This is a genomic window from Pseudomonas sp. GM41(2012) (assembly GCF_000282315.2).
Lineage (GTDB): Bacteria > Pseudomonadota > Gammaproteobacteria > Pseudomonadales > Pseudomonadaceae > Aquipseudomonas.
Genome location: NZ_AKJN02000007.1, coordinates 834,795 through 849,571, shown reverse-complemented (window position 1 = coordinate 849,571; position 14,777 = coordinate 834,795). Strand labels below are relative to the sequence as shown.

General features: G+C 59.7%; 12 protein-coding genes. 7 read left to right on the top strand and 5 right to left on the bottom strand.

All coding sequences use genetic code 11. The annotated features are described in order from the left end of the window. Positions 1-75: 75 nt before the first annotated feature. Entirely contained in the window at positions 76-2,205 is a 2,130-nt protein-coding gene (locus PMI27_RS10665; protein WP_033053403.1) for a mechanosensitive ion channel family protein, read from the bottom strand. 373 nt (positions 2,206-2,578) lie between these two features. On the opposite strand from PMI27_RS10665, the gene PMI27_RS10670 reads away from it, so the two are divergent. From PMI27_RS10670 to PMI27_RS10690, 5 genes are all read left to right on the top strand, one after another. Further along, positions 2,579-3,790, top strand: coding sequence for an MFS transporter (locus PMI27_RS10670; RefSeq protein WP_008145516.1), 1,212 nt, complete (start codon positions 2,579-2,581; stop codon positions 3,788-3,790). A 210-nt stretch (positions 3,791-4,000) separates the two neighbouring features. Beyond that, positions 4,001-4,927: a DUF72 domain-containing protein gene (locus PMI27_RS10675; protein ID WP_008145515.1), complete on the top strand. Its 927-nt coding sequence runs from the start codon at positions 4,001-4,003 to the stop codon at positions 4,925-4,927. Next, entirely contained in the window at positions 4,924-5,721 is a 798-nt protein-coding gene (locus tag PMI27_RS10680; protein WP_008145514.1) for an endonuclease/exonuclease/phosphatase family protein, read from the top strand. The genes PMI27_RS10675 and PMI27_RS10680 overlap by 4 nt, the downstream gene beginning before the upstream one ends. Continuing rightward, a complete protein-coding gene (gene clsB, locus PMI27_RS10685; protein ID WP_008145513.1) occupies positions 5,718-7,001 on the top strand; it encodes a cardiolipin synthase ClsB in 1,284 nt (427 codons plus the stop codon). The genes PMI27_RS10680 and clsB overlap by 4 nt, the downstream gene beginning before the upstream one ends. Beyond that, positions 7,001-7,990 carry a lysylphosphatidylglycerol synthase domain-containing protein gene (locus PMI27_RS10690; RefSeq protein ID WP_008145512.1) on the top strand — a complete coding sequence of 330 codons (990 nt, stop codon included), beginning with the start codon at positions 7,001-7,003 and terminating at the stop codon, positions 7,988-7,990. The genes clsB and PMI27_RS10690 overlap by 1 nt, the downstream gene beginning before the upstream one ends. A gap of 13 nt (positions 7,991-8,003) precedes the next feature. On the opposite strand, the gene PMI27_RS10695 is transcribed toward PMI27_RS10690, so the two are convergent. The 3 genes from PMI27_RS10695 to PMI27_RS10705 all read right to left on the bottom strand — a co-directional run bounded on the left by PMI27_RS10695 (position 8,004) and on the right by PMI27_RS10705 (position 11,158). Beyond that, positions 8,004-8,762: an alpha/beta hydrolase family protein gene (locus PMI27_RS10695; RefSeq protein WP_008145510.1), complete on the bottom strand. Its 759-nt coding sequence runs from the start codon at positions 8,760-8,762 to the stop codon at positions 8,004-8,006. Beyond that, positions 8,752-9,861: a DUF3182 family protein gene (locus PMI27_RS10700; RefSeq protein ID WP_008145509.1), complete on the bottom strand. Its 1,110-nt coding sequence runs from the start codon at positions 9,859-9,861 to the stop codon at positions 8,752-8,754. The genes PMI27_RS10695 and PMI27_RS10700 overlap by 11 nt, the downstream gene beginning before the upstream one ends. 304 nt (positions 9,862-10,165) lie before the next feature. After that, positions 10,166-11,158: a GlxA family transcriptional regulator gene (locus PMI27_RS10705; RefSeq protein ID WP_008145508.1), complete on the bottom strand. Its 993-nt coding sequence runs from the start codon at positions 11,156-11,158 to the stop codon at positions 10,166-10,168. 101 nt (positions 11,159-11,259) lie between these two features. Between PMI27_RS10705 and PMI27_RS10710 the strand changes: the two genes are divergently transcribed. Both PMI27_RS10710 and PMI27_RS10715 read left to right on the top strand, forming a co-directional pair. After that, on the top strand, positions 11,260-11,814 hold the full coding sequence (locus PMI27_RS10710) for a cysteine hydrolase family protein (RefSeq protein ID WP_008145507.1): 555 nt from the start codon (positions 11,260-11,262) through the stop codon (positions 11,812-11,814). Between the two features lie 154 nt (positions 11,815-11,968). Continuing rightward, positions 11,969-14,173, top strand: a complete 2,205-nt coding sequence (locus tag PMI27_RS10715) for an OsmC domain/YcaO domain-containing protein (RefSeq protein ID WP_008145506.1) — start codon at positions 11,969-11,971, stop codon at positions 14,171-14,173. A gap of 65 nt (positions 14,174-14,238) precedes the next feature. Here PMI27_RS10715 and PMI27_RS10720 read toward each other — a convergent pair whose 3' ends face one another. Beyond that, complete coding sequence (locus PMI27_RS10720; RefSeq protein ID WP_008145505.1) at positions 14,239-14,769, bottom strand: single-stranded DNA-binding protein; 531 nt, start codon at positions 14,767-14,769, stop codon at positions 14,239-14,241. Positions 14,770-14,777 lie beyond the last annotated feature (8 nt).

Genomic DNA, 14,777 nt, shown 5'->3' with positions numbered 1-14,777 from the left:
CCCAAAAATGATATTCAACACGGAACATTGTGGGAGCGAGCCTGCTCGCGAAGGGGCCGTCCGCCCCAACACAAATCATTGGGTTCTCGGCTGATCCGGCAGGAACACCGATGAATGCTCCGACACAAGCCCATCGCTTTGCAGTGGCTCAACACCCTGTCTGGGCATCAAGACCTGCTGTGGATAAGTCTGCGCGAAATGCACCCACGGGCTGTTATCCACAAGCTTTTTCAAACGCTGGTTGAACGCGCGACTGACCGCGTATTGCCCACCCGACACCGTGCGAAACTGAGCCGTCAGCACCACGCCGTTAAGGTCCATCTTGTCGACACCAAACACATCCAGCGGCCCTTGCAGGTTGTACTTGAGGAACGCATCGTCGCGGATGGAATCCCCGGCCTCGCGGATCAACTCGATAGCCTTGTCGACATCGGTGTCGTAAGTGAATTGCACCGAGAAAAACGCATAGGCGAATTGCCGCGATTGATTGGTCACGGCCTTGATCTGACCGAACGGCACCGAGTGCACAAACCCCTTGCCGTCGCGCAGGCGCAAGGTGCGGATGGTCAGGCCTTCGACGGTGCCGGCGTGGCCAGAGTCGAGTACCACCCAATCGCCAATCGACAACGTGTCTTCGATGATGATGAACAACCCGGTGATCACGTCCTGCACCAGCTGCTGGGATCCGAAACCGATCGCCAGCCCCACGACTCCGGCACCGGCCAGAAACGGTGCAACGTTGATCCCCAGGTTAGCCATGGTGGTGATGGCGCAGATCACCACCAGGACGATTTTGATCGCGTTGCGCAGCAGCGGCAGAATGGTTTTGACCCGGGTGCTGGGCTGGCGCGCCGAGCGTTTGCTGACAGGGGGTTTCAGGGCTTCCTGAATCGCCGTGTCCAATACCACCCAGACCATCCAGGTCACCAGGAAAATCAAACCGATTCGGCTCAGGGAATCACTGATCGCCCGGCCGACCGAATTGCTCACCGCAAACTCAAACAGCGACACACCCCAGATTCGCCCCAGGACATCGATGAACACAATCGCCAGTGCGATGCGCAGCAACGCGTGCGAAAGGCTGATAAAGCGTTCTTTGTAGGCACTGCTGCGGCGCACGGCCAACTCACTGCGCGACTTGAAGAGGTGATGAAGCGACGTGCTGAGAAACACCGTCGCAATCAGCAACACCGTGGTAAACAGCGCACAGCGCAGGACTTTCTGGTTGTCATCGCCAATGCCGATGAGGTTGATCACCGACACCAGCACCATCAACAGAATCGGCCAGTACCAGAGCCCGGAAAAGATCCGCAGCATTTCACGCAAGGCCGGCTGACTGAGGCGCTGGGCCAACGGCAAAATGCTGATCAGATGGGCGACCGGACGGCGCATCTTGATCACCAAAATGCCAAAGGTGACCGAGGCCGCCACCCCGGTGAACACCGCGACGCTGCTGGTGAGATTGCCGCCGAGCAGGCGGGCGATCTGCGGGCTGGTCAAGCCGTCGCTCAGGGCCACGAGGAAGCCCATCAAAAACAGCGGTCGTGGGCTGTACTGACGAATAATCTGCACCGCTCGGCGTTTGTGGCCGGCGTTGAACAGCACCACCAGCGACAACAGCAACGACGCGGCGAAAATGCCGCTGCTGGTGGCATAGGCGAAACACAATGCCAGCGCCCGGCCGGCGGACACTTGCAGAAAGTGGCTGACATACAGCGTCAGCGGCAGGCTGATCAGCGCCGGAACCGTGTAGGGCAACACATAACCGAGTAACGCCTGACCGCGCTCGCGAGTCAGCAGCAGGCGGTTCTGGCACAGACGTTTGGCGAGCAGCCCGCCAAGCAACCAGAGCAGCGCGAAAACGCCAATCCACACACCGGACAACAGCAGGAAATCCCCCGCCACGCTCCAGCTCGAGCGGGACGATGGATGATTGACCAGTTGATCCACCTCAACCGCCGCCCGGTCTGCCCGCAGACGCCAGGCGTCCAACAGGTCCTCGTTGAGATCGAGTTTTCCCTGGACTTCCTCAATGCTCGAACTGATGGCACCCAGCAAACCACCCTGTACCAGCGGTTCGGGGTGGGCCAGTGGTGTCGTGGCCGTGGCCGCCGCCGGCACACCCGGCAGTGCGGCTGCCTCCAGCTCGTTGCTGCCCAGAATCGCCAATGCCCCCAGTAGTATCGCGGTCTTGAACTTGAACAAACGCGGTGCTCCTGCAAAAGGGTCGGTAAGGAACTGATCGAGGAATTGTAGGCAAGTTCGGTTTTTGGGTGAAATCAAGGGCCACCCCTCACCCCAGCCCTCTCCCCAGAGGGGAGAGGGGGAAAGGGAGCCGATCTTCATGTTTTTCAAACCTGAGTTCGACTCAGGTCTTTCAGGTCGATGTAGCTTTAAGAACAACTCGGTCAGTCCCCTCGCCCCTTTGGGGCGGTCCGACGTTTCGGGAGGGTTAGGGTGAGGGGGCGCTTTTGATCTTTGCGCACAAAGCAAATATCAAATGCCCATCCCTCTATTTTTCCACACAACCCAAACCCGGACACTGCGCTCCATCAATCAATCCACCGGAGTTGCAGCCATGCCCATTGCCTTGCTCGCGCTGACCCTCAGCGCCTTCGCCATCGGGACGACCGAGTTCGTCATCGTTGGCCTGTTACCCACCATCGGCGCCGACCTCGGCGTCAGCCTGCCGTCCGCCGGCCTGCTGGTCAGCCTCTACGCATTGGGCGTTGCCATTGGCGCCCCGGTGCTGACCGCCCTCACCGGCAAAGTCCCGCGCAAAATGCTGCTGTTGTCGTTGATGGTGCTGTTCACCCTCGGCAACCTGCTGGCCTGGAAAGCGCCGAGTTACGAGTCGCTGATCATTGCGCGGATCGTCACCGGCCTGGCCCACGGGGTGTTCTTTTCGATTGGCTCGACCATCGCCACCAGCCTCGTGCCGAAGGAGAAAGCCGCCAGTGCGATCGCCATCATGTTCACCGGCCTGACGGTGGCACTGGTTACCGGCGTGCCACTGGGGACGTTCATTGGTCAGCATTTCGGCTGGCGTGAAACCTTCCTCGCGGTGTCTGCACTGGGGGTGATCGCGTTCATCGGCAGCCTGCTTTACGTGCCGAAAAACATTGCCCACAGCAAACCGGCTTCACTGTTGCAGCAATTGCAGGTGCTCAAGCAACCCCGTCTGCTGCTGGTGTACGCCATGACAGCGGTTGGTTACGGCGGCTCGTTCATCGCGTTCACCTTCCTGGCACCGATTCTCCAGGACATTTCCGGCTTCAGCGCCAGCACCGTTAGCCTGGTGCTGCTGGTCTATGGCATCTCGGTGGCCGTCGGTAACATCTGGGGTGGCAAACTGGCGGACAAACGCGGCCCGATCAGCGCCCTGAAAATCATCTTCGCCCTGCTCGCTGCCGTGTTGTTCGTACTGACCTTTACCGCTGGCAACCCATGGCTGGCCCTGGCCACCGTGCTGGTCTGGGGTGCGGTTGCGTTCGGCAACGTGCCGGGCCTGCAGGTTTACGTGGTGCGTCAGGCCGAACATCACACCCCGCACGCGGTGGACGTCGCGTCGGGCCTGAACATCGCCGCGTTCAACCTCGGCATCGCCGGTGGCGCGTGGGGCGGTGGCTTGATCGTTGCTCACATGGGCCTGATTCACACCGCATGGATCGGTGGTCTGGTGGTGCTGGTCGCGTTGGCGCTGACCGCGTGGAGCGGTCGTCTTGATCGGTTGGGTCCGGTGTATGCCGAACCGGTTGAAGGCTCGACCCGCATCGTCGCCGGTCACTGATTGCTTTTGTAGGAGCAAAGCTTGCTCGCGATGTCGGTTTATCAGTCACATCAACATTGAATGTGCCGCCACCATCGCGGGCAAGCCTTGCTCCTACAAGATGCGAAAAGTGGTGTGTTGACCGTCCGTAGTCCCGTCGAAACTTTCTCGCCCGCCCCGCAGTCATCAAAAGACAGGGGCAGTCCGAAAGACCATCAGACGGGAGGCGATATGGCGGCGATCCACATCGGTATTTCAGGCTGGCGCTACACGCCCTGGCGGGGGGATTTCTACCCGAAGGGGCTGACCCACAAGCGCGAATTGCAATTCGCCTCACGGGCAGTCAACAGCATCGAAATCAATGGATCGTTTTACGCCCTGCAACGGCCCGAACGTTATGCCCAGTGGTACGCCGAAACCCCGAGGGGCTTCGTTTTCAGCGTCAAAGCCCCGCGTTTCATCACCCACATCAGGCGACTGCGGGACATCCATAAACCCCTCGCGAATTTCTTTGCGTCCGGGGTGCTGGAACTCAAGGAAAAACTCGGCCCGATCCTCTGGCAATTCCCGCCCAACTTCAAATTCGATGCCGAGTTGTTCGAGACCTTTCTCGAGCAGTTGCCCCACAACACCGAAGAGGCCGCTGCCCTCGCCCGCCAGCATGATTCGCACGTGAACGGTCACGCCAGCCTGAAGACCTACGGAAAAAAGCCTTTGCGCCATGCCGTAGAAATCAGGAATGAGAGCTTCGTCGACCCCGCCTTCATCCGCCTGCTCAAACGCCACAATGCTGCGCTGGTGATCGCCGACACCGCCGGTAAATGGCCGTACCGCGAAGACCTCACCAGCGACTTCGTTTACCTGCGCCTGCACGGTGCCGAAGAACTCTATGCCAGCGGTTACACCCCCGAGGCGCTGAAGCGTTGGGGTGACCGGATCGAGGCCTGGTACCACGGTCAGCAACCGCCCGACCCGCAGCTGATCGCACCCCGGCAAAAGCCCAAGGCGCGCAAGTACCGTGAGGTGTTTTGCTACTTCGACAACGACATCAAAGTCCGCGCGCCCTTCGATGCCCGCCGCTTGCTGGAGCGCTTTCATCTGGATAAAGACCTCGCCACCCGACCCGGTGAACGGGCCGCCGAAGGAGTGCTGTCATGAGCATTTCCGAACCGGTCGGCACCACCGACGAACAGCAACCCATCATCACCTCCGTGCGCCGCTTTACCGTGCTGACGGTCAACACGCACAAGGGCTTCACCGCGCTCAACCGGCGTTTCATCCTGCCGGAATTGCGCGAAGCGGTGCGCAGCGTATCCGCCGACGTGGTGTTTTTGCAGGAAGTCCACGGCACCCACGAGCGTCATCCCCAGCGCTACAGCAATTGGCCGGCGATGCCGCAATACGAATTCCTCGCCGACACCCTGTGGCCGCAGTTCGCCTATGGGCGCAACGCGGTCTATCCGGCGGGCGATCACGGCAATGCACTGCTGTCGAAATTCCAGATCATTCGCCACGACAACCTCGACGTCTCCATCAGCGGTCACGAGAACCGTGGCATCCTGCATTGCGTGCTGCGCCTGCCCGGTGACGGCCAGGAAGTGCATGCCATTTGTGTGCATCTGGGCCTTCGCGAAACCCACCGCACCGAACAGCTCAAGTTGCTGGCCCAGCGCCTCGAAGAACTGCCCAGCGATGCCCCGGTGATCGTTGCCGGTGACTTCAACGACTGGCGCCAGCGTGCCGACGCACTGCTCAAACCCAGCGGGTTGCGGGAGGTTTTCGCCGAACTCCACGGCAAACCGGCGCGCAGTTTTCCAGCACGCTTGCCGGCGTTGCGCCTTGACCGCATCTACGTGCGCAACCTCAAGGCCAGTCAACCGCAAGTGCTGGCCGCGCGGCCCTGGTCACACCTTTCCGACCATGCACCGCTGTCGGTGGAGATCGAGCTATGAGCAGCCCATCGATGGATAAAACCAACGTGGAGCACTTATCCACAACCCCGCCGATTCGTGAGCCGGGCGTGGTCGACGTCGAATATGGCTGGCAAGGCAACAACCGCGTAGAGCTGCTGGAAAACGGCGAAGCGTATTTCCCTCGGGTGTTCGAAGCGATGCGTCAGGCCAAGACTGAAATCCTCCTGGAAACCTTCATTGTGTTCGAGGACAAGGTCGGTGATGAGCTGCAGGAAGTACTGATCGCCGCCGCTCAACGCGGCGTGCGAATCACCGCCAGTCTCGATGGCTTTGGCTGCGGTGAACTGAGCACGGGATACCTCGCCGCCCTGAGCGAGGCCGGCGTGCGCATCCAGATTTTCGACCCGGCGCCCAAAACTCTGGGCATCCGCACCAACTGGTTCCGCCGCCTGCACCGCAAGATCGTGGTGGTCGACGGCACGATTGCGTTCATCGGCGGCATCAACTTTTCTGCCGACCATCTGGCTGACTTCGGCCCTGAGGCCAAACAGGATTATTCCGTTGAAGTGCAAGGCCCGGCGGTGGCCGACATCCATCACTTCGCCTTGCTGCAATGCGGTCGCCCGGCTCGCGCCAAATACTGGTGGCAACGCCGCAGGCAACGGCGCTCGGAGCTGGCGTTCACCGATCATGACGGCCAGGTTCGCCTGGTGTACCGCGACAACGGCGAACATCCGACCGACATCGAAGAGGTTTACCGGCAGGTGCTGCGCAGTGCCCAGCGCCGGGTGGTGATCGCCAATGCCTACTTCTTTCCGGGCTATCGCCTGCTGCGCGAGATCCGCGACGCGGCGCGCCGTGGCGTCGATGTGCGCCTCATCCTGCAAGGTCAGCCCGACATGCTGGCGGCCAAACTCGCCGCGCGCATGACCTATGACTACCTGCTCAAGTCCGGTGTGCAGATTTACGAATATTGCGACCGTCCGCTGCACGGCAAAGTCGCGCTGGTGGATGAGGATTGGAGCACGGTCGGTTCGAGCAACCTCGACCCGTTGAGCCTGTCCTTGAACCTGGAAGCCAATGTGTTGATCCGCGATCGCGCCTTCAACCGCGACCTGTTCGAGCGCCTCGAAGACTTGAGTAACAACCACTGCAAGGTCATGTCCGCAGACAAGTCCCCGCGCGGGCGGGTCTGGCACATGACCGTCGGCTTTCTGGTGTTTCACTTCCTGCGGCACTTCCCGGCCTGGGCCGGTTGGCTGCCGGCGCACCAGCCGCGCCTGAAACGCTTTTCCCATTCCGCCGGGAGTGACACCTGATGAGCCACTCTGATACACAACCGGCGTCCCACGCCGACAACCCGACCAAATCCCGCTGGAGCCGCTGGAAACGGCCGATGACGATGCTGTTTTTCCTGGCGCTGATCGTGCTGTTCACCATGCTTGCCCAGCGCATCGAATGGGATGAAGTGTTCGACAACCTCGCAGATTTCAAGGTGCGCACGCTGATCATCGCCTCCGCTCTGACGTTGGTGAGTTTTCTGGTTTACGCCTGCTTCGACCTGATCGGCCGTACCTACATTCGCCAGGACCTGACGTGGAAACAGATCCTGCCGGTAGGGATTATCAGCTATGCCTTCAACCTCAATCTGAGCGCGTGGGTCGGCGGCATTGCCATGCGCTATCGGCTGTATTCGCGACTCGGGGTGAGCAAGAGCAACATCGCGAAAATTCTCGGGTTGAGCCTGGCGACAAACTGGTTCGGCTACATGGTGATTGCCGGTGCAGTGTTCAGCAGCGGACTGGTGCGAATGCCGCCAGGCTGGAAGCTGAGCAGCGACGCCTTGCAAGGTGTAGGCGTGTTGTTGTTGCTGGTGAGCGCGGGGTACCTGGCAGCGTGTCAGTTTTCCAAGCGACGGGAGTGGGCGATACGCGGGGTGGAAATCAACCTGCCGTCCCTGCGCATGGCGGTGCTGCAACTGGCCCTCGGGGCGCTGAACTGGTCGCTGATGGCGGCGGTGATTTTCACCTTGCTGCCGAGCAAGCTGGATTACCCGCTGGTGCTTGGGGTGTTGCTGATCAGCGCGATTGCCGGGGTTATCACGCACATTCCTGCCGGGCTCGGCGTGCTTGAAGCGGTGTTCGTGGCGCTGCTGCAACATGAAGTGTCCCGAGGCAGCCTGGTGGCCGGATTGCTGGCGTATCGGGCGATCTATTTCATCTTGCCGCTACTGATTACCCTGGTGATGTACCTGATCGTGGAAGCCAAGGCCAAGTCGTTGCGAATTTCGAAGAAACCGAAGCATTAGCCGTCCCGTTTTTTCACGATGACTGAATAATGCTCAACCGCTCGCCCACCACCATCTCTGTGATCCACCCCACCAGTATCGAGGTGTACGCCTGCTGCGAAACAGGCTCGCTCAAGGCGTGATCAGCGCCGTCGATAATCCGGTGGGTCAGCGAGTGGGTCTGCTGACAGGCCGCGCGATAACTCATGATGGTCGCGTGCGGTACATAGTCGTCAGTCTCTGACTCGACCAACAGCACATCCCCGGTGAATTGCGAACAGGCATGCAGCGCGCGATTGCTGTCGGCTCGGACGATCGTGCTGCGGTAATCACGTAAATCGAGCTTGTCCAGGTCACGTTTGGGCGTGTGCCATTGATCATCGCGATACAGCGCCGGTACCCGCAGCGCCAGCCAGCGCACCGGACGCAAAGACGTCAGGATCGAGGCCAGGTAACCGCCATAACTGGTGCCGACCACGGCAATCGCCGAGGTATCGAGCGCCGGGTGCGCGAGCAGTCGGTCATACGCCGCCAGCAGATCGCGCAGGTTGTCTTCGCGCGTGACTCGATTCAGCGCAAGACCGGCCCCGCCAGTGTGCCCGCGCAAGTCGAACGTAAGGCAAACGCAACCCAAACCGGCGATGCCTTTCGCCCGTTCCAGGTCCCGCTCCTGACTGCCGCCCCAACCGTGCACAAAGAGCACGCCGGGCACTTTCGATTTTGGACTGAGAAAGGTCCCAATCATCTGTTCATCATCGATGTCGATCTGAATGGTTTCGCTTCTAGCCGTCATAGGATTTAACCGTTACGTACTTGAGAAGAAAGTCACTGTTTTGCGCCGGCCCGCGATACACCTCGATGGCGTCCGCCGGCAGCGGCTGGTCGCTGTAGGTCTCGACCGACGACACGCGAATGGCGCGCATCCCGGGGTCGTTGACGAAGCTTTGCAAGGCGGCGACTTCGGCGCTGCTGGCACCGCCCATCCGCCAGGACTGCTCGAGCACGCCGCTGCGCGGTTTGCCGTTACTGTCCACGCCTTGGGCGATGTCGTAGTTGCGCCGCGAAGCGTAGAAACCGGGATAAGCCTCATCCGCGGCACGGTCGAACACTTGCGCCTGGTGGATCGCCAGCTGAACATCGTCCGGCAGTTCCAGTTCGAGCAGATCATCGTAGTCACCCCGCACCACCAGCAGGTTGGACCCTCCATAAACCTGCTCGCCCTGACCGTCTTTGGTCAAGTATTGATCACCGCAATAACTCAGCACCGTGTCGCCGATAAAACTCTGACCAACGCTGTGGGTGATCACGTGGTCCAGGTCCTGCTCCAGCACCACGCCTTCGGTGAACAGCGCTTTGGCCTCGGGTCTGGCGAGGATGGCATCGAACTGGTCGAGGCTTTTGATCACTTCCTGACCGCGTCCGGCGCAGGCATGAATAGGCTTGATGCGGATTGGACCGGTGTAGAGCAGGTGTTCTGCCGCGGGCCGCGCATCGTCCATGGAAAAAACACTGAGGCCGTCGAGCACCACACTGCGCACACGTTCGCAAAACAACGGTGACCAGCCTTCCGGAGCGTGAGCATTTTTGTTGCGCAACCCGTGACTGATGGCTTTGGTGCAGATGAAATCATGCTCGACGTAACCGCCCCACAAATCCTCCGGCCCCTTGACACCCAATTGCCGGGCGGCAGCGGCGCCAACAAGTGTCTGGGTCGGCAACAGATACAGATCTCGACCGTTGTGAAGCTCCGGGTCGTAACTGCCGCCGTATTTAAGCCCCAGGATCTGCGCCAGCCAACGGGCCAGCGCACGATTGGTTTCCACTTCGTGCAACGGAGCCTCGGGGCGCACGGAGTGGGCGACCACCAGTTTCTTGCGATTTGCTGGGGTCATGCGTCCCCCTTCAATCTGCGCTTGATGAATGTAGTTGAAGGGGTGCAGAGATCAGGCCAAGGCGGATCAATAACAAACGTTTTTCAAATCAGCCAGTTGCGAAAAACATGATGGCACCCTGCCTGTTTGATTCTGCACGACAGCCTTCAAGACCCCTGCATTTTGCACGACCGAAGTCTTACACAGATCAAAATGTGGGAGCGGGCTTGCTCGCGAATGCAATCTGTCAGTCGATATTAATGCTGAATGACACACCGTATTCGCGAGCAAGCCCGCTCCCACATTTTGTTCTGTTGTGATCTGGCTACCGAGTTACGGCAGTCGGTGTCACCCCAAACCGTGTCCGGTAATCACTCGGCGCCAACCCGGTAATCTTCTTGAACGTTGCCCGAAATGCACTCGGATCCTGATACCCCACCGTCCAGGCAATGTGATCGATGGTGCCGTTGGTGAACTCAAGCATTTCCCGGGCCTTGCCGACCCGCAGGTGCTGGCAATACTCGGTGGGTTTGAGCCCGGTTGCCGCGCGAAATCGACGCAGGAACGTGCGTTCTTCCAGTCCTGCCCGCTCGGCCATCGTCGCCAGCGACACATCGGTCGCTCCGGTGCTTTGCAGCCAATGCTGGACCTTGAGAATCGAAGCATCTCCATGGCTGAGAATGGGTGAAAAATTGCTGCCGCATTCACTGGCGCTGTCGCTGTGTTCCACCACCAAAAACCGCGCAGTGCTGGTGGCGATGCTCGGCCCCAGCAGACGGTTGACCAGACGCAAGCCCAGCTCGGACCACGCCATCAGCCCCGCCGTGGTGATCAGGTCGCCGTCGTCAACGATGGGTGTGTCGGCCTTGAGCTTGATCGCCGGATAACGCTCGGCGAAGGTTTTGGCCGAGGTCCAGTGGGTGGTGGCGCTGCGACCGTCGAGCAGACCGCTCTCGGCCAACAGAATCGACCCCACACAAACCCCGCCGAGTGTCGCACCATTGGCATGTTGCTGACGCAGCCAGCGAATCAGCCCCTGCGGTGCCTGGCCTTCGGAAAAACCGGCAATCGACGGCGGGATCAACACCGCCACCAACGCGCCGTCCGCAGCGGGATGACTGTCGTAGACCCGCTCGGGCGCCTGATCGCCATCAACCTGCCAATGGCTGACCCGCAGCAACGGCAACTGCGCCGCCTGATGCTCGGCGGCAATCCGGTTCGCCACCCCGAACAAGTCCGTCAACCCATGCACCGCCGCCATCTGCGCACCGGGATAGATCAGCACACCCAGCTCGGCGATTGGCTTTTCTGCGTCCATTGTCAGTTTTCCCCCTTCTATTGTCGGTGCGGCCAATCCTCGGACGGCCTGCCAGACCCAATACTTCATTCCACACCAACAAGCACTTCGAGGAAACAGTCATGGCCAAGCAAGCACTCATCGTAGTCGATTTCCAAAATGACTACTTCCCCCAAGGCAAGTGGCCGCTGGTCGGCGCTGACACTGCCGCGGACAACGCCGCACGACTGATCAAAGCCTTCCGCGATGCCGGTGATTCGGTGGTGCACATCCGCCACGAATTCACCTCCGCCGAAGCGCCCTTTTTCACTCCGGGCTCCGAAGGCGCGAAGCTGCACCCCAAAGTCCTCAACCGCGCCGACGAACCGGTCGTGCTCAAGCACTTCGTCAACTCGTTCCGCGAAACCGATCTGAAATCGATCCTCGACGAGCAAGACATCAAAGAACTGGTCGTCGTCGGCAGCATGAGTCACATGTGTATCGACGGCGTCACCCGTGCCGCCGCCGATCTTGGCTACACCGTCACGGTGATTCACGACGCCTGCGCTACCCGTGATCTGGAATTTAACGGCGTCACTGTCCCGGCAGCCCACGTGCACGCCGCGTTCATGTCGGCCCTAGGCTTCGCCTATGCAAGCGTGGTGTCCACTGACGAGTTCCTGGCGGCGCATCACTGACCAACGCGTCTGCGTCAGATACTGCAATCCGACGCTCCCGAAACAAAAAAGGCCAGTCGCGTGCGCATATGACTGGCCTTTTTTCTGAGACTTACGGCCGAAAAGCCGGATAATGGCGACCAAATCGTCTAGCCCGTTATTCTGGTAACCCCCCATGGAAATCAAGGTCAACTTTCTCGACAACCTTCGACTTGAAGCCAAGTTCGACGACTTCACGGTGGTGGCCGATCAACCTATCCGCTACAAAGGCGATGGCTCGGCACCGGGTCCGTTCGATTACTTCCTGGCTTCGTCGGCGTTGTGTGCGGCGTATTTCGTGAAGTTGTACTGCGACACTCGCAGCATCCCCACCGAAAACATCCGCCTGTCGCAGAACAATATTGTTGACCCGGAAAACCGTTACAACCAGATTTTCAAGATCCAGGTCGAGCTACCGGCGGACATCTCCGACAAGGACCGCCAAGGCATCCTGCGTTCCATCGACCGTTGCACCGTGAAAAAAGTGGTGCAAGCCGGGCCTGAGTTTGTGATCGAAGAGGTGGAAAACCTCGACGCCGATGCCCAGGCGTTGCTGATGCCTGCGTCTAATTCAGAGGCGCACACCTATATCGCGGGCAAGGATCTGCCGCTGGAGCAAACCATCGCCAACATGTCGGCCATTCTGGCGGACCTGGGCATGAAGATTGAAATCGCCTCGTGGCGCAATATCGTGCCCAACGTGTGGTCGCTGCATATCCGCGACGCGCACTCACCGATGTGCTTTACCAACGGCAAGGGTGCGACCAAGGAAGGCGCGTTGGCGTCGGCGTTGGGCGAGTTTATCGAACGACTCAACTGCAACTTCTTCTACAACGACCAGTTCTGGGGCGAAGACATCGCCAACGCGCCGTTTGTGCATTACCCGAACGAGCGCTGGTTCAAGCCTGGCCGTAAAGATGAACTGCCGGCCGAAATACTCGACGCGCACTGCCTGAAGATTTACAACCGAGAGGGCGAGTTGCGCGGTTCCCATCTGATCGACACCAACTCGGGCAATGAAGAGCGCGGCATCTGCTCGCTGCCCTACGTGCGCCAGTCGGACGGTGAGGTGGTGTACTTCCCGTCCAACCTGATTGAAAACCTTTTCCTGAGCAACGGCATGAGTGCCGGTAACACACTGGCCGAAGCCCAGGTGCAGTGCCTGTCGGAGATCTTCGAGCGCGCGGTAAAGCGCGAAATCATCGAAGGCGAATTCGCACTCCCGGATGTGCCGGCCAGCGTGCTGGCAAAGTACCCCGCCATACTGGCCGGTATTCAGGCGCTGGAAGAGCAGGGATTCCCCGTGTTGGTGAAGGACGCGTCCCTGGGGGGTGAATTCCCGGTGATGTGCGTCACGTTGATGAACCCGCGTACCGGCGGTGTGTTCGCCTCGTTCGGCGCGCACCCGAGCCTGGAAGTGGCGCTGGAACGCAGCTTGACCGAATTGTTGCAGGGCCGCAGCTTCGAAGGCCTCAACGACCTGCCCCAGCCGACGTTTGAAGGCCATGCGGTGACCGAGCCGAACAACTTCGTCGAGCACTTTATCGACTCCAGCGGCGTGGTGTCGTGGCGCTTCTTCAGCTCCAAGTCCGATTACGAATTCGTGGAGTGGGACTTCTCCGGCCAGGGTGAAAACTCGAATGCCGAGGAAGCCGCGACCTTGTTCGGCATTCTTAAAGGCATGGGCAAAGAATCGTACATGGCGGTTTACGAGCACATCGGCGCAACGGCGTGCCGCATCCTGGTGCCGGACTATTCGGAAATCTATCCTGCGGACGATCTGATCTGGGATAACACCAACAAAGCGCTGTTCTTCCGCGCCGATATCCTGAACCTGCATCGCCTGAACGAAGAAGAACTGCAATCGCTGGTTGAACGTCTGGTGGAAAGTGAGCTGGACGACTACACCGACATCACCAGCCTGATCGGCATCGAATTTGACGACAATACGGCGTGGGGTCAGCTGACGATTCTTGAGTTGAAGCTGCTGATTTATCTCGCCTTGCAGCAATATGAAGAGGCGAAAGAGGCGGTAGAAATGTTCCTGCAGTACAACGACAACACGGTTGAGCGTGGTTTGTTCTACCAGGCGGTCAATGTGGTGCTGGAGATGAAGCTGGACGAAGACCTGGAACTGGAAGACTACGAGGCCAACTTCCGCCGGATGTTTGGCAACGAGCGCACGGATGCAGCGATCGGTTCTGTGGACGGCAGCGTGCGTTTCCATGGCTTGACGCCGACCAGCTTGAAACTGGAGGGGCTCGACAGGCACCTGCGGTTGATCGATAGCTACAAGAAACTGCACTCGGCACGGGCCAATGTGAGCGCGTTATTCAGTTAATAGCGCCAACAAAAAAGCGAAGCCAGATGGCTTCGCTTTTTTGTTACTGACTGGATAGCTGCTTTTTAGAACGGGATATCGTCATCAAAGCTGTCGAAATCCGGAGCCGGTTGCGGAGCAGCCTGCTGTGGAGCCGGAGCCTGACGCGACTGTTGCGGTGCTGCCGATTGCTGCGGACGCGGAGCCTGTTGGCGTGGGGCCGGGGCGGACTGCTGGTAGTTATTGCCCCCGCCTTGTTGGTCGCCCTGCTGTGGACGGCCGCCCAGCAGTTGCATGGTGCCTTGCATGTCGACCACGATTTCAGTGGTGTAACGCTTGATACCGTCTTTTTCCCACTCGCGGGTCTGCAGCTTGCCTTCGATGTAGACCTGCGAACCTTTACGCAGGTACTCGCCGGCGATTTCGGCAACTTTGCCGAACATCGACACACGGTGCCATTCGGTCTTCTCGACCTTCTGACCGGTTTGCTTGTCGGTCCACTGTTCGCTGGTCGCCAGACTCAGGTTGGTCACGGCGTTACCGTTAGGCAAGTAGCGAACTTCGGGATCCTGGCCGCAAGTGCCGACCAATATGACTTTGTTAACCCCACGGGCCATAACGTTCT